Consider the following 18055-nt stretch of genomic DNA (forward strand, 5'->3'; position numbering starts at 1 on the left):
TATCTGACAGGCTGATTTAACCAAGCGGAAAAATCAGCGCCTAAATGCGGGAAAAACAACATTCACGTTGAGTGTAATGGAAGTTTGGCATGAGCAGTTCACGTGGATGCCCTCTTTTAGCTTCTTAATTTTGGCTAATCATGCACATTTATCCAATCCACTGAAGGGTATGTTCCTGAACAACCATTTAAATAAAATGAAACGGGCTTATTGGCTACTTTAGCTGTCAAAAGTAAGCCAAAGGCCTCTTTTGTGTAAGAGCCATTTTTTAATTTATACCAACTAGTACTTCCACAACTATCTGGGTCGACCATGCTTGACGCAGTTTTAAAATAGTAGCCCCCTGTAGTATTGACATGAACCCTAGAAACAATTTTATTATCAACATTCTTCGCAGAGTGGCTATTTGTCGAAAAAAATGCAGAGATTAGGAATAACGTACTGATGAGTCTCATAAATTTCCTTACTTAAGGAGGTCATTGAATTATAAATAATACTACTCTAGAAAGTTTGAGATACACACTGTTAATTACTAAGCCAATGCGCTGCAGTTCCAGAATAAGAGATTCAACATCCGTAGTTGAACCTCTATTGTCTTCACGTGCTTGCCTCTGGCTTAATCAAGTTAAGGCGGACGTCCTATTTAATTAATGGCCGAGGGTATCTGACAAGCTGATTTGAAAATTTCTGGTTCTAGGCATCACGGCCACCATATAAACTTTGATGACCGCTATCTTGGCTTATTTTAACCAATCACGTAATTGAACCCTAGGACAATTATTGTGGGTGTCCATGTAACTTTTGATTATTGCGGGTGTCCTATTTAAGTGATTCTAAAAAGCAACGACTATATCGGTATTGATTATTGAGAACACTCGGCGCTTCATCAGAAATAATCGCTTTTCTCCAACTTTATTTAAATCCTTCCATGGTATATACATTCTTCTGACCATAAAATGATTTATCGTCGGAAAAAGATAAACCCCATCTGAAGTCTCTATAACCCTCATTGAATTAAGGTAATTATATTCATTGTCAGTATTCTCACGAAAAAAAAACATGGTGAGATATCCTTTATTTCTTTGTACTAAAGTCTCCTCATCTTTTGCATAAAGATTCTGAAGAACTTTCATTAAAGGTTCGTCAGCCTCTTTCTTTATCGCAAAGATTAAGAATATGGCAATAGATATGACACTAATGAGTAATATCAAAAATAAAGTCTCCTATAGGCCTTCCAATTCGTCCAAAAATATCAGACTGATAAACTGGGATACCATGACCGTATGTTACCGAACCTCCCGCACCTCGGCCGACCCCAACTTCAAAAATTGGATAATTGATTCCATGCCTTCCATAAGGGAATTCCGAACCATCGAAAGGCTGATACAAATATGGCAAGGTAGCTGAAGCACTTATTGGACCTGCACCGAAAGAAGAAGATACACCGGGTCCAGCAAGGGCATCAACATTATGGTAATAGTTATCTTCTAAGCCCAAGATACCTCTGAGAAAAGGACTAAACCCTTTACCAACACCTACACCCGCCTCAGGTGTGTATAATATTGAAAAATCGCCATTTCCATCCAATGCTACAGTCAAAGAGAAGCCAGACACCTTGCCCTTCTTAGTAGTATAAGAGCCTCCAATACTAAATCCCCAAACCTGATTAAACATATACTGGAACGAGGCTGTCTCTGCGCCATTTACAAATTTCCCACCAGATATTGCTGACGCAGTACCGCCAATCACAGCAGAAACAACAGTTCCTCCAACAACCTCACCAGTGCTTAGATTGCTTCCTGAGGGTAAAAACGTTCCTCCAAGACCTTTGGTAACTCCTGCACTAAAGAAGCCATGTCCAAATTTTCCTCCAGCCAATTCTGATGTTATACCACCTACAACAGCATGTGCTGCTATTTGTTCGGAAATCTGGCCAGCAGTCAATAATTTACCTCCAAAACTATGGAGTTTTTCGCCAGACAGACTAAAACCCCATCGATTGCTACTTTCGTTAAGAATTCCTTTCGTCTTAAAATGATTCCCGATTTTTTGAAAAGCATGAGCAGACGCAAAAGCAATTGCACCACTAGTAAATGCAGCTCTTAAACTTCCGGTGACGGCATAAGTTGAAGCAGAAGCATAGGCCGCACATCCCCATGGACCGCCGTAAAAGCAAGCTGCTGCTTGTGCCACTGTATTTAGAATAGGTACTTTAGCAATTGCTCGTAAAACACTCCCTACCGTTTTATTCCAAAGTTTCTTAAAGAAATACCCGCTAGGGTCCGTATAACTCAAAGGATTATTCAAAACATAAGAATATCGGTTATACGACTGCGAATTCATCGGAGCCTGAATAAACGGATCAGCCTGCAAGAACCTGCCCAAAGTAGGATCGTAGATCCGACCATTCATATGGGCGATCAGGCTTTACGATCCTCTCGCTATCCTAACCCGTTGCTTTTAAATCACTTATTTGTACTGCGTTTTTCAATTCTTATAAAGATAACTAAAAGAACTCTGCACATATTTTTTAAAGTTGTCGATTGACAACAAAGCTAAGGCTAACCTACCTTTATAATTCAAGTAGATCAAAATAAACTTCCAATGAGAACATTTGAGTTCACACTGAATTACCACCTTAGAGAAGTATCATTATCAATGGACGATATTGATGATCGTTTGTTTGAAAGCGGATGTGATGATGCTTTGGTTGCTCATAGTGGTACAGGGCTGATCTCGTTAGACTTTACCCGACGAGCACAGAGTGCTTGGCGAGCAGTATTTTCTGCGATGCATTCTATTGAAAGAGCTATTCCAGCAGCATATTTGGTGGAAGTTAAACCCGATTACGTCGGGGTGAGTGACATTGCCGACTATTTCAATGTCAGTCGACAATATGTTCAAAAACTGATCGTCAGCGGAAAGCTGGACTATCCACCAATAACTACCGTTGGAAATACATCCGTATACCACCTATTTCCTGTGCTTGGTGCTCTAAAAGCAACGATATCATCTTCAATTTCTGACGAACTAGAAGAGTTAGCAGCAATTGCCATGAAAGTTAATATTAAACGGGTTAATAAGTCTATAACCAGTTCTTTGGTTAAAGTAGCGATGCCAAGAACTGTGTAAAAGGCACAATATCCTGTTTGACACTAGCTGCTTCCAACGCTTGCATATATTCATCCCGTCGTTCGACGGGTACGACTGTCCAAGGGTAACCGCCTGAGGCCATCATTAGATTCATGATGAATCTTCCCATTCTACCGTTACCATCAAAGTAAGGATGGATGTAGACGAAAATGAAGTGACCCAGTACCACTCTGACTGCTGCATTTTCCTCTTCTGCGAGCAAGTCGAAGAGTGTCGGCATCATGTCGCGAACTGCGTCCCTATTAGGTGGGGTATGCATAGATTGGCGAATATAGACAGGCCCTGACCGGTAACCAGCCAAGTCCGACTGTTTAATAATACCGACCGCAACACTAGGACTAAATAAGGCGAGATACCAATCGCTGTGCGTCTGTTCCAATACATCGCCAGGGTTCTTGCCTTCTAAAACTGCTAACACGGCTTTTTTAACTTCCTGAAACGCATCCCAGTAACCTTTAGCGGCCATAGCATCTAAATGCTTTTTACTCTCGCCTGAACCTTCAGCTTGCCAGTTACCAGAGCGAACCAGTTCAATCAATTCGCGAGTCACCCGATAACCTTCAATGGACAGTGAGTGGTAGGCGTCCGTGACATATTTGTCTTCCACTTCGGCCATGTAGGTTTCGATATCAATGGTTTGGTGTGGTTGTTCTGGAAAGTGCGCGATAATACTTTCACGCATTTGCGCCCACATCAGCCGCATGCGATTAACATAGGGTGACACATCACGACGACCAAAGCTCACCTGTGCTTTCTCCGCGAAAGGGTCATCTTCTTGCACTTTCAAATCGGCCGCTTGCATGCCCTTTAAGATATTGTCAGCAATCAGATCCCGGCCAATATTTCTAAAAGCCCCCACTAATCGACCGGCAATTACACTGTGATTACCGACGAGTAAAACGGACAATACGTCGGAAGCATCTGTCACCATCGATAAGGCTGTACGCATATGGACGGGAGCATTTTGAAATTGATTTGCCGAAGAATAAACAAGCGCAGCCGCTAAGCTGTAAACATTGAGCCCGTCCAGGTTTTCAATGTGTTCTGCTGCTGGCATGTTCAACCTGACATCAAAAATCGAGGTGTTATGCAAAAAGGCGGTGGGTTTATTATTGCCTTTGGGCGAGCGTACGAGCAATTGCTGAGGAACGGTTCTATCGCCGATATGCAGGCTAATTGATTGCTCAGGTGATAAACACCAGGCATTATCAAAACGTTCTGATAAATAAGCGCCGCAAAAATCCCAGAAAGAAGTATACCAAGACGTACTGTCGCCCGGCTTTTCATCAGGCATCGCCGGTATGTACCAGCCTCGGATGACTTCGCGAATAAATCCATGCTTCAATAGCCGCTCTCGATGTACTCTGCTGAGTTGCTTTGATTGGATGGCAACAACCCCAGTCTCTTGAAGCTGTTGTAATTGCTCAAGCGAATCTGCTAGTTTTTGTGATATGTCATTCATGTTCGCTCCAACTATTACTCGTGATGCTGACCAGTTCTCAATCCTCACCTCTAGGTTTTAGCGTTATATCATTTATAGGTTTTAATGTCATTTCATTTATAGGTTTTAATGATTTATTGTTTTTAGGCTTTAATGCTCATTAGCTTGAAGAAGGCATACAAGAAACAGAGCTTTCCGGCCATAATCTCTCCAAAAGAAGTACAGATTTATAACCGGCGAGCAATTAAGAAAGGTGATGTAAATACGAGCTAACTTCTCCTTTAGTTAGTCGTTTTCCAGCTATGGCCGCAGGATGTGTTTTGGCATAAGTTTTTTTGAGCTGTGTTTGTGTTACCTCCAAATAGACTTGCGTGGTCGATAAGTCAGCGTGCCCCAGGTATTCCTGAAGTTCACGACAATCAGCACCATTCTCAAGCATATGTGTCGCTGCACTATGTCGAAACGCATTACATGCCGCACCAACCTCTATGCCAGCGCTTAGCAGGTACTTTTTAACCAAGGCCGTTAATTGGTGAGGCCTGAATGCCAGGCCATGATTGTCCAAAAATACCGTTGTTCCCGATTTTAAGTTCATCAGTCTGGGGCGAACATGTTCACAGTAAGCTTTGAGCCAACTCGCGGTTCTCGGGGCTAGGGGCACATAGCGCGTTTTGTCACCTTTACCATTGACGATAAGCACCTGCTCCCGCTCAAACTTCAAATCACTGAGTTTAAGATGGCCAAGTTCATTTCGACGTGCGGCCGTGGCGTAGTAACATTCCAAAAGGGCTCTATCCCTAAGCCCCTTCAATCCCATTATTTTAGTTTCAGCCATCACGCGTTCGACCTCATCTTGCGATAATAAGGCCGTAACCATTGGTCGTGGGGATTTAGGTAGTCTTAGTAGATGAAGAGGATTAACCTCAAAGTAATCAAGGTAAGTGAGTTCGGCGAAAAATACCCTGACATCAGACACCCGTTTTCTGCGCGTAGACTTTTTCAATGCACGTCCTGTATGCGGTGAGATATATTCGACCAAGTACGCTTTGTAGTTTTCACCGATCTGTTTCGTTACCTCTTCTGGCGAATCAATACCGTCAGCCAGTGCCCATTTGATAAATAACTCGATATTACAGCGTTTATTTTCAACAGTGCTTTTTGACAACCCTTCAGCCAAACAATGCTTCTCGTAAGCTTTAAGCGCGGCAACAAAGGTCAACGGATCATGCGGTGCCATATGTCACCTCCGAGAAATTATCTATTTTCCGGTATTTGAGGCCAAACTTTTTCAGCTTTTTTGCAAGTTGCTTAAGGTGTTCCGGTGCAGTATCCGATTGCGCGACCACAATTACACTATTTACACCCGCTCCCATTAAATGCGCGCAATCATCATCGCTGATATTAAGACTAGGATCGGTGGCAAAGACTGGCTGATGGATAGACCCCTCAAGTTGGATGGCATGCAACGGGCTAGCACATAAGTAAACCTCTGGCTGGCCATCACATTGCGACGTAGCGAACAAACAATGAGAGTATAGCCTAATAAAATAGTGCGCTTTGGCATGTCTTCTCGCTCTGTCTATCCGTTCTGCGTAAAATCCCGCAATGCTGTCACCTGACATTACAGGCACAACTATGCAGCCTCGAAAGGCTTCATGCCCGGTGCCCTTGAACAAGCGCAGCCGCTTAAGGCTTCCTCGCAGTATTTCACCAGCCCCATTCTTTGTACTTGGTAGCTCCAGGCCTAATGAACGGTCGGAGTAGCCAATTCTATAGCTTTGTGCGACAACTGAAGAAATGCCATAGTTCGCGTCTAGGTAATCCAAGGCCTTCTGGCTCAATAACAAACTTTGTCTGTAATACTCCATAATCATTGGCAAATATTGCGCTGATACATGAAGATCTGACGCTGATAAATTTGGCAATTCCAACAGCGTTTCAGCATACACACATGGAGGAAAATTAGGTTTCATGATTTACCTCCCTTAGCTCTATGTGACTTGCGTTTCGAATCACCACGCAACGCAATCACATCGGACATTGAAGCTATACGATCCAACACAGCATCTGCAATAGTCGGCTCCCCTATGGCTGTGTGCCATTCATCGAAACCATATTGGCTAGTGATGATAAGAGAGCCGACTTGCTCACGTCGTTCAATCAGCTCGTACAGCATTTGCCGTTGTTTATTAGAAAGCGAGAACAACACCCAATCATCAATGATCAGCACCCGGTATTTACAAAGCATGCGTAAATATTTTTGAAAGGTGCCTTCCTTCTCGTGTAATGCAAATTCAAACGCCAGATCATTGTATCGCCACATCCGTATTTTGTAGCCTTTCATGATAAGCTTATTACCAATAGCGCAGGCCATTGTGGTTTTTCCAGTTCCCGAAGCGCCGATGATAACCTGATGGGTATTTTCATCCACCCAACTTGCATCACATGCTTTATCAATAAGATATTGCACTTCTTTGGTTTCACAACTGAAATCGTAGTCTTCAATTCTTGCATCAGGCCACCGTAGTCTGGCATCTTTTTTTAATCTGAGTTGCCGGTTAACAGCCAAATAATTTTCCTGGGCAATCGCAATGTCATTCAGTACATTTAAGACATCTGTTGAAGAAACAGGCTCCTTTAATTGGAGCTGTTCAATCATCTGGGCAGCGCCTAGCCATTTTGAATCGACATATTTTTGAACCACTTGTTGAATATCCATGACTATCTCCCCATACGCTGAAAGTGCTGCGGATCATGCAGATTTTTATGTATGCCAACGAGTGGCATATCTGGTTCGTCATCCTCATAGAGACGAGACGCCAATGCGTGCCGTAACGATGTGGGAGAACATTTATCGTAAGTAATACAAAAGCGTGCCGCGCCTTCCATTTCTTCAGCCGTGTATTTTCGAGCTAAGGATTGAACTGACTTACATGCTTTATTTGCGACGATGTCACCATCAGGTTTACCGGCAAACAATTGCTGGACAAAGAGCGTAGTTTGCTCACCAATCTCTTCAGCCCAATTAATAAACTCAGACAACGGCAGTAAAACCATGCCCTGGTGTTTAGGATGTAAATGACTCTTAACTACCGATTCTTTGCCTTTATCAAAAGAGCGCTGGTGTACAACAGGGGATTTATTAGCATGTGTGATAGTAACTTCATCTTGCGTAACAATAACCTCTGCTTTTTTATTCGCCCACCGCCAGGGTACAGAATAAAGATGCTCTTCAAACAGAATCCGGTAATTGCTGGGAATAGTGCAACCAAAGGCACGCTCAATTGGTTTAAAGGGCTTCTCGGGCAATGCCATTAATGCTGGTTTGTCGCTACTTTCAAATAACTCAAGCCGAGATACTGAGCGCTTTTGAAATTGCAAAGCATTCAGCTTATCGCACTCTTTTTTAAGGTATCGGTTGATCTCATCAATAGTCCGGAACACCATAGACTGCATGTTGACTAAAACCCGCTCGGTTAAAAATTTAACTCCCCCTTCAACGATTCCCTTATCTCTGGGCTCACCAGGCCTTGCCGGCATAGCTATAAAAGCATAATGTTCCGCAAATGCCGCATACTTAATATTGAGTTTCAGGTTCGGCCGAGGTTGAGTTGCAACGGCTTTGGGGTTATCTGGTATGCCAATCTTTGGAACACCATCTATGTATTTAAAGAAGGCTTCTGTACCTGCGATCCAATCGTTGGTCGTCTGACCCGGTGTCGCGTACGCTAAAAAGTATTTTGAATGGCACATTATGCCAACAAATACCGAACACTTAATCTTATTACTTGAACCATGGGGGGATAAGAATACTGTTTGACCACAAAAGTCGAACTGGGCTTCTTCGCCTGGTCGATGCTCTAACAGCGCTTCCAGTTTATTAGTTTTCAAATACCCCCTGAATTGTTGGTACAGCGTGCTGGGGGCATACGCTGTATTTGGGTCTTCCTTAGTATGCAAAGCAATCAAGTTATAGATTGTTTGATGTTTCTTCGTCAGCTCTTTGACCCAGACTTCGAAGTCCGGCAATCGCTTGTTCTTCATTGAAAACGGGGCGGCGGGAACCAATAGCAAGGTGAGCTCATCGTCATCAAGCTGAACCACTTGCTCATACGTTAACGACAATCGATTTAACATTTCTAGGTCGCGCCCAACGGTCTGGTGAGAGCAACCCAATACTTCGGCGATTTTACGGTTGCTATAATTCGTTTTAAATCGAATACGCAGCAAATTACGCACTCTGGATACAGAATTCATCTGTGTTCTCCTGTTTAACATGTGAAAAACAGGCGCACAAAGCCACTACTGATGAGAACACCAATATTTGACATAGCTGAAACTTCGGCTAAGCTTTCAATGTCTGGCGACAAAACTAGACACTGATTAGAAAAACCTTGCGAGTACCAGTCGCGAGGTTTTTTGCTTTATGCGCCTATCAATTTATTTACTCTTCATATTTTTCCTTTTGGCATTAACCGCTTGTGTTGCGAGCCAGGCAGCAACGTCTTTGGTCAAAGCATAGGTGCCACGCCTGTTTTCAAGCTTGAAAACCGGTATCGGCAACTTTTTACGCGTTAGTGCCCGTCGATATGCATCAATACTGCTAAAACCCAACGCCATCTGAAGGTTTTCACCTGATAACATCGGTGTTTTATACAGTTCATATAAATCGCGCTCTAACACATGAGCCAACCTCTTTATATCTTCGTCTACGTCATCATGCATTGCCCCTCCTTATTTGAGATATGCACTATCTAAGACTAGACTGTACTGGCCATGTGTAAATGGCACTATCACACTGAAAAATAACAACATATTTGTAGTTTCGAGAAGGGATAGCATTGGGTTAAGCAAGCGAAATGACTATTAAGAATTGAACTTGATCCAAGTATCAGAAATAAGGAATTAAAACAATCGACTAGGTAGTATTTGTTTTTAGGGTTATGCGCACCCGCTAACAACAAAGATGTAAATAGAATAATTTCACTTTGTTGGTTTGCACCAGTATAGAGCAATATTTTGTGCTGCTAAGGTGACTGTTATGAGCCCATTACAACTCAGATATTACCCCTGGATCGCCCCTGAATTTAAAAGGTTGGCCACGTCAGGGCTTGTTCAATATTTGATGAAGCAATTCAATGTAACCTCTGTAGCTGAACTGGTCAGAGCGTTTAAAAATTCAGGCGACGCCAACGCGATATCAAGCGAGGATAAGTCCCATTTTTGGTATTTAAAAAATCAAGGGCAACCGATCAGAAGCCAGCATAAAATAGAAAGGATTGAGTCTATTTTCCCCAAAGCACACAAGTTGTTAGATCATGCGCTTTTTGAATTACTGACCCTTGGTAACTTGATGGACGGAGCGAGCATACAGAGCGACTTGAAACATTTTCCGCTGCCGTATTTCATTGTTCAATTTAAGCGAAGAGTTGTGCTTCCCAATAAACTGAGAACAGACAATGCCTGGCAAACATTAAGATATCTTAAACAGCTAAGTAACCAGTCAGATTACAACTCACTTGCATGTCTGCTTTACTACTATTACCAAAGCCATCACACACCTGATGGTTTGCTCAGCTTTATTGAAAGATTGCTTTTGAAAGCATCAAAAAATGTAGAGCGGAACATTACCCCTTCGTACATCCAAACCCATCTAACTGAATCTGTATCAGCAACTTTTTACCATTGATCTAAATCTGACGATTGGTCCACTGCTCATAACTGTGGTCCATTGATTTCAGAATTTGGTCCGGCCTAAAAGGAATGGGTGGATGATTTGAACATAATATGCAGGTGCAAATTATGCGGGATTTGGACCGCAAATCTGATTTTTACGGCCGGTATTCTATTCTCTGTGGACCAGCACTATGTCAATGGACCAACAAACGTAAAAAAGAACATTCTGTAAGAAAAAGAAAAAATACTCAGGGAAGGATATTGGATTGACTGGCAATCGAGATAGTCTTTGCTCCACGAGACAGAGCAACGTATAAATTCTGACTATTCATGTTGTTGGTATCGATAATTAAACAGTGATCGGCTTCCAAACCTTTAAGCAGTAATGTACTACCTATCGCAAGATTCGGTACGCGAGAGTCGCCCCGTTGACGTAAATTCTCTCGCGAACGTTCCATTGCTTCTTTAAAGCTTAATGCGCCTGAACAACTTACACTGTTAACTGCATTATTTAGTGCGTTAAAAGCCGCACGCCGATATACACGGATATCATTGTCTTCTTCAACAGCTCTCATGAATCTGATTAAGTCATTTGCAGACTTTGAACGGATAAATACAACTAGCGCATATTCCGTTGGACTAGGTGCATTTCGGTTAGAGCCAGCAATAATCGATCTCAGTCGAGGCCCCCATGTTGACGCCCCCATACCGGTAACCATTGATCCAAAAGCATCAATGATACTACTCGCTAGATCATTACCTTCTTCTAAATCTAATCGCCCAGCGAAAGCAACTAGGTCTCTCAAATCAACAGGCTCAACAACATCAATCCCGTTATTTTGACTCGCATACAAGTGTCGAGAGGCGGCATTTATTGCGTCCCCAATAACCAATAAACTATCCTGAGGATAGGTGTTTCTTAACTGATATTGAGCATTACTTTTCAGTCGCATGTTTTGTTGGTGATTTTGGGTAAGTTGAATATGTGTAACTGAATCAGGACTATTTAAAAGTTCTATATTTTGCCCTGCTAGCAACCTCCTTCGGCAGTCCAATATCCATTCACCTAGCTCTTGGTTTTGTGCGTTTAGCCACCGCCACGGGGTATTAAGTGTTGTTATAAGTGGAAAAGTATTCAGGACCTGACTTTGCCAATCGGGAATTATTGACCCTCTGAAATTAAAGATCAATTGCATAGGATCACCCAACACAATGGTTGGAATACATTCTGCTATTGAACTTACAATACTGTGTTGTTCTTGATTACAATCTTGGTATTCGTCAACAATCAATCGCGAGTATGATGCTCTTATAGCTTCATGCAAACTGCCCGACGCAAGATAATGACTGACAACGTTTCGAAGTTCAGGATAATAAGCTCTTGAATTTTCAACGGGAGAAGTGATTTGGCAATTTTGCGAAAAACTGCTTGCGATTCTTACTGACCAGCCATCAATCGTGGATAAAACATAATTCTTTGCTGACACATTTGCTCTGGTTAGCCTTTTCCTCAGAGCAGCCACCCCGGCTGTCGTATGAGTAAGTACAAGATAAGGCTTTGAAGTAGAAAACGCCAAAGCGTCCACTATAGTTTGTGTTTTTCCGCAACCCGCAGGGGCTTCTATTGCACCTCTGAGATTTCCTAATATTAGTTCTGCTGACATAGAGTTAATCTCAGCTTCTTGCCCAAGCTAAAAGACTCTCTATCACCTGTGTAAACGGTTGAGAAAGAAACTGCCTGTTTGGCCACAGTACATATTGAGCTACCGATTCCATAGGCTCAATATCTTTATACCATTCCTTATTTTTTGCTGTTTGGCCAAGTAGTTGTCTATGAACATCTAGTGGTGATTGCGTGCAACTAGCTAAATTCACCTGATTTCCTGTTGCATTGCTGATGTGTGCATTGATGGCATCATGACCTTTTCGAGCAACGGCAATGTTTAGCAATTGAGGAATTAGATTAAGTTGGCAATTATTAAAAATCGCCTGTTCAGTTGCTTGGTTAGCACCCCATTCGTACATTGGAATTCTGAGCTGCATTGCTTCGTTTATAGCAACCTGCTGCTGGTCATTAATGTCCGAATCTTTGAATATCGAAACAGGGTATCCCAATTCATGGAAAACTTTTGCCCGTTTAAACATTTGGCTTCCACTTCCATCAGCGTGCATTACGCCAAGCGCTTGAATACTGTCTCGACCTTCAGCTTGTTCTACCGAGTCAACACCTTTTAATAGACCAATCTCTGTTTTGCCCTCGCAGACAACCACTTTATTGCTCAAAAATGCCTCTGCACATACTCGCAATGTTGATTGATGATCATCACTATCATTCATCGAAAAAACGCAATATCTTATTTGCGGTTGCCCTTGGCTAAAACACTTTCTCAACACATGCAGTTGTGACGATTTGAGCTCTCTCAAAACATAAGGTGAGTGCGTGGTAATAAATACTTGTTGTGTCGGCTGATGATCTTTCGCACCAATTTCTTTTAACAGTCGGCTAATACGGAATGGCTCTAAGCCAAATTCAACCTCATCAATTAAAAGAAGTTTTGATTTTGAAACAAGCTTCTGTAATCCAGCTAAAAGCAAACGAGTAGAGCCAGTACCCATCTGTCTTATTGGTGTGTCATTGCCATCATGAAGGCTGACCGCCCCATGAGAAACCGACACACTGGATACATCAAGCAGCGCTTTTAACTGACCAACGTTGACTCCAAGTGTCGATGCTATGCTTTGTACACTTGTTAACGCATTATTGATCCCTGCAACTTGTTGTTGAGCAAATGCTTGCCTCGCATTGCGGGACACTTCCGTAAGCACATCGCTTACGTCGAAGTCATCTTCAATTAATTTGTTAAGTAAAGAGTTTCGACCCCAAGTAAAATGTCGGTTAGAGCCTTCGCCTAGTCTGGTAGGGGCTATAAGCTCTCTATGATTCCAAGGAAGTCTTTTTTCTAAACCCTCTGCGCTAGCTCGATCAGAATATAAGGTCCAATCAGGATCTAACCCTTTATCGACGTATAACCTAACTGTGATAACTGTTTCGATACCATGCTGTGGCTCATCATAAAACTGACTTAGATTAGCATTGAAAGCGCGTAGGAAGCTTCCATATCGCTCAATATTAAGAAGTTCATCGCTCAAATTTCCCAACGTCACATATATTTCAATAGGGTTTTCAACATTGGAATTATAAAAGTCGGCGTCTGTAAAATTAACGGTTCGTCTGGCTCCCAGGCAGTAATCTATTGCATCCAAAACAGTCGATTTTCCACTGTCACCAGGGCCGATAATGCAATTAACGCCTTCAGTTGGCTGCCAATCTAGTGTTTCTATAGTTCTAAAGTTTCTGATTGCGATGTGGCGAATAATTGACATATTTCATCCTGTAAGACTTTTCCTTATTCTTTCTACAACGCGAAGCATTGATCTAGCCAATGGACGCAGCTGCTTTTCTTCAAGACCGGCTTTTGACAAATCTACGGATGCTACCGGTCTTACTTTCCTGAAGGTAAGGTTGTTCCCATGGGTAACAGCCACAGATTTCCGTATCTCGGCAAATTTCGCGATTTGTCAGGTAATTGATAGCTGGGTTCATCCTTCGACTCGTCCATCCAAATTTTTCAGCCATTTGGGGGACGTTCGTAGGGAAGTTATTGTCATTTATCAGTGAAGAAGCAAGTCGCAATGCATCCTTTTCTGGATCCCACTCCATGAACGCCTTGTCAAACTCAACGAAAAGCTCTTTGTCAGGGATAATGCTAAAGTGGTCATCTTTGATGAAATTTCTTAGTTCATATAAAGCATCTATCGCATCATCTTGGCTTAACCCCGTCTTTTCCAAAAGCTCATCCATAGAAAGACTAGGGTCATTGCTAGAGCCATGTTCAGATTCCAAACAAAAAGTCTTTGCTATTGTCGTTGCAGCAACGCTGAAGCCAGTATCAGGTAAGTCTTGATCTATGGGAAATTTCCCCAATTTTGGCTTTCTTGATATACCATGAATATCATTAATTAATTGGGATAAATTCCCGTCGTCTTTAATCTCTGGGCTGTAACGTCCTGACAATAACGGTGGTAGCTCTGTATGTGATAACTCGTAGCGCAAGGGAATAAATCTGCACTTTTCATCCAGCATCCTGACTAGCCCAGCGTCCATTTCTTGTTTGACCCAAGGCTTTTCAATGGACTCTTTGGACAACAAAACAACGAAGTGGGTACACACCCCTAAGCCTTCATCGATTCGCTGCCTTAAACTGTCACCTGATTGAATCTCCCATTCTGCCCACCAAGTATCAATGCCATTTTTCATCAGCTCTTTGGCGATTTTTTCTGCTATCGGATGGTTTTCCCACGCGAAACTAAGAAATACTTTAGGTGACACTATTTTTCTCCTTACAACGAAGTCAACCTTATTCGACTCCTGTTCGGGCAGTTTGGATTTGATATGCTCTATCAGTTCTTTTGACCCTTCGACCTTTAAAGACATGTCTGACAAAGAGCTTCCAAATACAATAACGGTCGGAAATTCTCTGGTTCTAGGGTGGCAAATTGATCGAAACCGTTCTCCCATTTCTGCTTTTGTTATTTCTAGAACACCATCTTCTAAGCTTTTGGCAAAATCATTTGCATTAAACTTTTTTCCGTTGAAAGTAAGCATTCTCACTCCAGAAATTTGGTCAAATCATTAAAAAATCAGCCGAGCAGGACTTGAGTCATAACTTTAACAAAAAATCCTATCGAGTTATTCTAAACCGACAGGAGTTAAAAAATCACTCAGAGGCTTTGCCAACGTTAATGCCTCCCTATCACCAACAACATCTAATCGATTTAATTTTTTATGGGGACCGTATAGATCCCAGTTTCCTTGGTGCATTCCAACCACAATGTTTAAAGGGTGTACCTTTTGAATCGCAGCTATCATTTTTAAATGCATGGCTTGAGCGCTTCCACCAACAAATAATGTCGGCGCCAAATGCAAGCCTGTATCATCCTTCGTGACACCACATGTTTTATCGGTATGCCACGAGTGTGCTGTAACAAACATGCCGATGAACGACACCATCAATTCAGGGAATGGCGGAAGGGACTTGCACTCATGCGCGGCAATCACATCTTTGCTTGATACCCGGTAGAACGAACGCTTACCTTTTGCATAGTCTTCATCTTTAACCTTTTCAATATGCGTATTCCTTTTGACTACTGAAAGGTCTGGAGCAAAAGAAATGTATTCATCTAGCTCTGAATAAATTTTAAGTTGCTGCCTGATCTCATAGGCTCTTTCACCAAGCGATGTGACAACAAAAGAGAAGTTATTTGGGTTACCACTAGGCGAAGTAAGATAGCGAAACTCACCGTCGCAGGTCAGATTCTCGACCGTTATATCAAACTGCATTTGCTCATAATAGTCGAGCAGTGCGTGAAAGCACCCAATCTCAAATGAAGCAGAAAGTTCCCTTTGCTTTTTGCTATATACCAACGAATGGTCATCAACAAATTGCGTGACCATGTTTTCAACGTCAGACAACCATTCACTACTCGTCTTCATGAAGTTCCTTCGCAAGATTGAAAATGATGTCGTTGGCTGAATTCAGTCCCATGACAAAACTATTTATTTCAGATCTCGCGATGATACTATTAAAACTTTCTACCGCTTTATTGATTTTATGACTTCTGGAAGCATTGAATTTAATACTTGCGCCGTAAGTGATTGGTATCTCAGAGCCAAGTCCATTCAATGTTGAGCTTCGTGCCGAGCTATCTAGTGGACCAAGTACAAGTTGATAAAATGAATTGAGTACAAATACGACCTTTAGCATTTCGTCATTCCAGTTATTGGAATAAAGCTTAATAAGGTGCGTGTTGTCTTTTGCCTTTGTGTATTCTAACTGTCGTTTGAACGCGGAAACTCGTTTATCGATAAGCTGCCGCAGTTCGTATTCAAGATATTCCGAAAGCTGCTTTTGAATTTTTTCGTGTGCCAATCAATGCGTCCTGCTCAGTATATTGAAACCAAACCCACCGGAGCGGGTTTGGTTTCAAACTTAGTTTTATCCCTAGAAAGCAAGGCATAGTAAACAAATTACAGCTCGCTTACACCAAACTCAAAGTTAACACACTGGATAGTCCATACTTTCCCAGAAAGAAAGTAAATTTTGTGGGTAACTGTTCCATGCTCACAAACCGAGAACTCGTCTATTCTCCAAGGGTCATAATTTTTTTCAATAAGGGACCCAGCATCACCATCAATATTTATTTCTACAACCTCTTTGTACAAGAAGTGTAAATAGCAATCATGATATGCCCCTAGTAATTTTATTTCGAATTCTGAAGGTACTTTTTTTCTCGTCTGGGTATCGTAGTTATTTTCAAACCTTGTGCCCACTAGCCACCCATCTTTCGGACACCTTGGGTCTCTAGCATTGAAGTACCAATCAGACTTAACTAGGTTAACAACTGAAAATGGCAATCTATCTTCATTTTCAGACACGTATCGTTGATAACTCTCATACGCTTTAGAATACAACCCCTCTCCGGGATTACTTAATATATCTTCTGTAAAGTAACTTAAACTTTTCATAAGGTTCTTTAATCTTTTTCTGGATAAATTATATCTATTCCTTCAGGTTCCCAAGTGGACCCAGCTCCAGCACCGTTAACCCCAAAGGCTTCAAAAAAAGTTTGGAAAGGGTTGGAGCTGTTATAAAGTTCTGTACCTAAAACGGCGTATCCCGCAACAGGAATATACTTACCATAACCTCTCAGCATACCTTTTCCGGGTGTATGGCTTTTAGGAATACGCCCTTGTCTTCTGATCATATGTACATCCAAGCCTTTGAGGAGTTTTGCATTTCTTTCGCCAAACCCGTCAGGAACCCCTGAATGCCCATGCTTATTGATCCAGTCACCATCTTGGAAGATTCCGACTTCATCGCCATTTTTGTAGACATGAATTTCGTGTCTCGACTCTCCTTTATAATTATATTCATCCACGAAACCTTCAAATCCATCTTTTAGGTCATATCTTTGTTGTTTCTTTATTCGACTTGAATATGCATCGTCGTTCAATAATCTTGAAAATGCCCCCGTAATGGCACCGTTGGCAAACTTGCCACCACTGATAGCTGACGCTGTACCACCAATCATTGCAGCCTTTATAGCGTTATTAAACCTATCTGCCATTTGGGTAGCACCTTCTACGAACATTCCTTTTACATTTCCTAAACCTTGCGTAAAACCAGCAGCAAGGAATCCATGTCCAAATTTGCCCCCACCTAGCACACTACTGACTCCCCCTGCAACACCATGCGCAAAGACTTTGCCTACACCTGCTTTCATACTGTGAAGTTGTCCGAACATTGCTCCTGTAAAAGCACCAACGACCGCACCTTTTAGCGAGCCAGTTGCAACACCTCCTGACAAAAATCCAGTTATTGCTCCTGATGCTACAGCATTAGTTATACCCCAATAAGTTTCTAGTAAATATGGTGCATAAACTGCTATTACGACTGCTGCGATTGCTCTCCAATACTTCTTCACAAACTTGCCAAGTGCTTTAAAGAAATACCCACTAGGGTCGGTATAACTCAACGGATTATTCAAAACATACGAATAGCGATTATAGTTCTGGCTATTCATCGGAGCCTGAATATGAGGATCAGCCTGCAAGAACCTACCTAATGTTGGATCGTAGATCCGACCGTTCATATGAATAATACCAATATCATTCATCATTTTATGGCCAGTGTAGCCGTGACTATCACCCGGTGTTGAATACGT

General features: G+C 42.1%; 17 protein-coding genes. 2 read left to right on the forward strand and 15 right to left on the reverse strand.

Annotated features, from left to right (window positions below; translation table 11 throughout):
• Window positions 1-134 precede the first annotated feature (134 nt).
• Together JKP82_RS10505 and JKP82_RS10510 are read right to left on the reverse strand one after the other, a co-directional pair.
• Window positions 135-455 carry a hypothetical protein gene (locus JKP82_RS10505; RefSeq protein ID WP_218396939.1) on the reverse strand — a complete coding sequence of 107 codons (321 nt, stop codon included), beginning with the start codon at window positions 453-455 and terminating at the stop codon, window positions 135-137.
• A gap of 739 nt (window positions 456-1194) precedes the next feature.
• A complete protein-coding gene (locus tag JKP82_RS10510; protein ID WP_218396941.1) occupies window positions 1195-2412 on the reverse strand; it encodes an RHS repeat-associated core domain-containing protein in 1218 nt (405 codons plus the stop codon).
• A gap of 246 nt (window positions 2413-2658) precedes the next feature.
• On the opposite strand from JKP82_RS10510, the gene JKP82_RS10515 reads away from it, so the two are divergent.
• On the forward strand, window positions 2659-3132 hold the full coding sequence (locus JKP82_RS10515; RefSeq protein ID WP_218396943.1) for a hypothetical protein: 474 nt from the start codon (window positions 2659-2661) through the stop codon (window positions 3130-3132).
• Here JKP82_RS10515 and JKP82_RS10520 read toward each other — a convergent pair.
• The 6 genes from JKP82_RS10520 to JKP82_RS10545 all read right to left on the reverse strand — a co-directional run bounded on the left by JKP82_RS10520 (window position 3104) and on the right by JKP82_RS10545 (window position 9319).
• On the reverse strand, window positions 3104-4615 hold the full coding sequence (locus tag JKP82_RS10520; RefSeq protein ID WP_218396946.1) for a Fic family protein: 1512 nt from the start codon (window positions 4613-4615) through the stop codon (window positions 3104-3106). The two genes, JKP82_RS10515 and JKP82_RS10520, sit on opposite strands and share 29 nt — an antisense overlap.
• Before the next feature lie 223 nt (window positions 4616-4838).
• The gene (locus JKP82_RS21020; RefSeq protein WP_218396948.1) at window positions 4839-5831 is read right to left on the reverse strand and encodes a tyrosine-type recombinase/integrase; all 993 of its coding nucleotides are present in this window, start codon (window positions 5829-5831) and stop codon (window positions 4839-4841) included.
• Window positions 5818-6567, reverse strand: a complete 750-nt coding sequence (locus JKP82_RS10530) for a hypothetical protein (RefSeq protein ID WP_218396950.1) — start codon at window positions 6565-6567, stop codon at window positions 5818-5820. Before JKP82_RS10530 ends, JKP82_RS21020 begins: the two co-directional genes overlap by 14 nt.
• On the reverse strand, window positions 6564-7313 hold the full coding sequence (locus tag JKP82_RS10535) for an ATP-binding protein (protein ID WP_218396952.1): 750 nt from the start codon (window positions 7311-7313) through the stop codon (window positions 6564-6566). Before JKP82_RS10535 ends, JKP82_RS10530 begins: the two co-directional genes overlap by 4 nt.
• A gap of 2 nt (window positions 7314-7315) precedes the next feature.
• Entirely contained in the window at window positions 7316-8851 is a 1536-nt protein-coding gene (istA, locus tag JKP82_RS10540) for an IS21 family transposase (protein WP_218396954.1), read from the reverse strand.
• A gap of 183 nt (window positions 8852-9034) precedes the next feature.
• On the reverse strand, window positions 9035-9319 hold the full coding sequence (locus JKP82_RS10545; RefSeq protein WP_218396956.1) for a hypothetical protein: 285 nt from the start codon (window positions 9317-9319) through the stop codon (window positions 9035-9037).
• Window positions 9320-9635: 316 nt separating this feature from the next.
• Between JKP82_RS10545 and JKP82_RS10550 the strand changes: the two genes are divergently transcribed.
• On the forward strand, window positions 9636-10283 hold the full coding sequence (locus tag JKP82_RS10550) for a hypothetical protein (RefSeq protein WP_218396958.1): 648 nt from the start codon (window positions 9636-9638) through the stop codon (window positions 10281-10283).
• Window positions 10284-10518: 235 nt separating this feature from the next.
• Here JKP82_RS10550 and JKP82_RS10555 read toward each other — a convergent pair whose 3' ends face one another.
• The 7 genes from JKP82_RS10555 to JKP82_RS10585 all read right to left on the reverse strand — a co-directional run.
• The gene (locus JKP82_RS10555; RefSeq protein WP_218396959.1) at window positions 10519-11934 is read right to left on the reverse strand and encodes a UvrD-helicase domain-containing protein; all 1416 of its coding nucleotides are present in this window, start codon (window positions 11932-11934) and stop codon (window positions 10519-10521) included.
• A gap of 10 nt (window positions 11935-11944) precedes the next feature.
• Complete coding sequence (locus JKP82_RS10560) at window positions 11945-13654, reverse strand: ATP-dependent nuclease (protein WP_218396961.1); 1710 nt, start codon at window positions 13652-13654, stop codon at window positions 11945-11947.
• Window positions 13655-13733: 79 nt separating this feature from the next.
• The gene (locus tag JKP82_RS10565) at window positions 13734-14936 is read right to left on the reverse strand and encodes a toll/interleukin-1 receptor domain-containing protein (protein ID WP_218396962.1); all 1203 of its coding nucleotides are present in this window, start codon (window positions 14934-14936) and stop codon (window positions 13734-13736) included.
• Between the two features lie 84 nt (window positions 14937-15020).
• Complete coding sequence (locus JKP82_RS10570; protein ID WP_218396964.1) at window positions 15021-15824, reverse strand: hypothetical protein; 804 nt, start codon at window positions 15822-15824, stop codon at window positions 15021-15023.
• Entirely contained in the window at window positions 15811-16260 is a 450-nt protein-coding gene (locus tag JKP82_RS10575) for a hypothetical protein (protein WP_218396965.1), read from the reverse strand. Before JKP82_RS10575 ends, JKP82_RS10570 begins: the two co-directional genes overlap by 14 nt.
• A gap of 98 nt (window positions 16261-16358) precedes the next feature.
• Entirely contained in the window at window positions 16359-16856 is a 498-nt protein-coding gene (locus tag JKP82_RS10580) for a hypothetical protein (RefSeq protein WP_218396967.1), read from the reverse strand.
• A gap of 8 nt (window positions 16857-16864) precedes the next feature.
• Window positions 16865-18055: RHS repeat domain-containing protein (locus JKP82_RS10585; RefSeq protein ID WP_258544375.1), on the reverse strand; the 1191-nt coding region annotated here is incomplete at its 5' end.

Origin of the sequence: Alteromonas lipotrueae, assembly GCF_019249215.1 — a bacterium.
Taxonomy (GTDB): Bacteria; Pseudomonadota; Gammaproteobacteria; order Enterobacterales; family Alteromonadaceae; genus Alteromonas; species Alteromonas lipotrueae.

Coding starts and splice junctions, on each gene's coding strand:
- JKP82_RS10535 (WP_218396952.1), bottom strand. CDS start 7,313: ATGGATATTCAACAAGTGGTTCAAAAATATGTCGATTCAAAATGGCTA.
- JKP82_RS21020 (WP_218396948.1), bottom strand. CDS start 5,831: ATGGCACCGCATGATCCGTTGACCTTTGTTGCCGCGCTTAAAGCTTAC.
- JKP82_RS10505 (WP_218396939.1), bottom strand. CDS start 455: ATGAGACTCATCAGTACGTTATTCCTAATCTCTGCATTTTTTTCGACA.
- istA (WP_218396954.1), bottom strand. CDS start 8,851: ATGAATTCTGTATCCAGAGTGCGTAATTTGCTGCGTATTCGATTTAAA.
- JKP82_RS10515 (WP_218396943.1), top strand. CDS start 2,659: ATGGACGATATTGATGATCGTTTGTTTGAAAGCGGATGTGATGATGCT.
- JKP82_RS10555 (WP_218396959.1), bottom strand. CDS start 11,934: ATGTCAGCAGAACTAATATTAGGAAATCTCAGAGGTGCAATAGAAGCC.
- JKP82_RS10545 (WP_218396956.1), bottom strand. CDS start 9,319: ATGCATGATGACGTAGACGAAGATATAAAGAGGTTGGCTCATGTGTTA.
- JKP82_RS10560 (WP_218396961.1), bottom strand. CDS start 13,654: ATGTCAATTATTCGCCACATCGCAATCAGAAACTTTAGAACTATAGAA.
- JKP82_RS10510 (WP_218396941.1), bottom strand. CDS start 2,412: ATGAATGGTCGGATCTACGATCCTACTTTGGGCAGGTTCTTGCAGGCT.
- JKP82_RS10580 (WP_218396967.1), bottom strand. CDS start 16,856: ATGAAAAGTTTAAGTTACTTTACAGAAGATATATTAAGTAATCCCGGA.
- JKP82_RS10520 (WP_218396946.1), bottom strand. CDS start 4,615: ATGAATGACATATCACAAAAACTAGCAGATTCGCTTGAGCAATTACAA.
- JKP82_RS10570 (WP_218396964.1), bottom strand. CDS start 15,824: ATGAAGACGAGTAGTGAATGGTTGTCTGACGTTGAAAACATGGTCACG.
- JKP82_RS10550 (WP_218396958.1), top strand. CDS start 9,636: ATGAGCCCATTACAACTCAGATATTACCCCTGGATCGCCCCTGAATTT.
- JKP82_RS10530 (WP_218396950.1), bottom strand. CDS start 6,567: ATGAAACCTAATTTTCCTCCATGTGTGTATGCTGAAACGCTGTTGGAA.
- JKP82_RS10565 (WP_218396962.1), bottom strand. CDS start 14,936: ATGCTTACTTTCAACGGAAAAAAGTTTAATGCAAATGATTTTGCCAAA.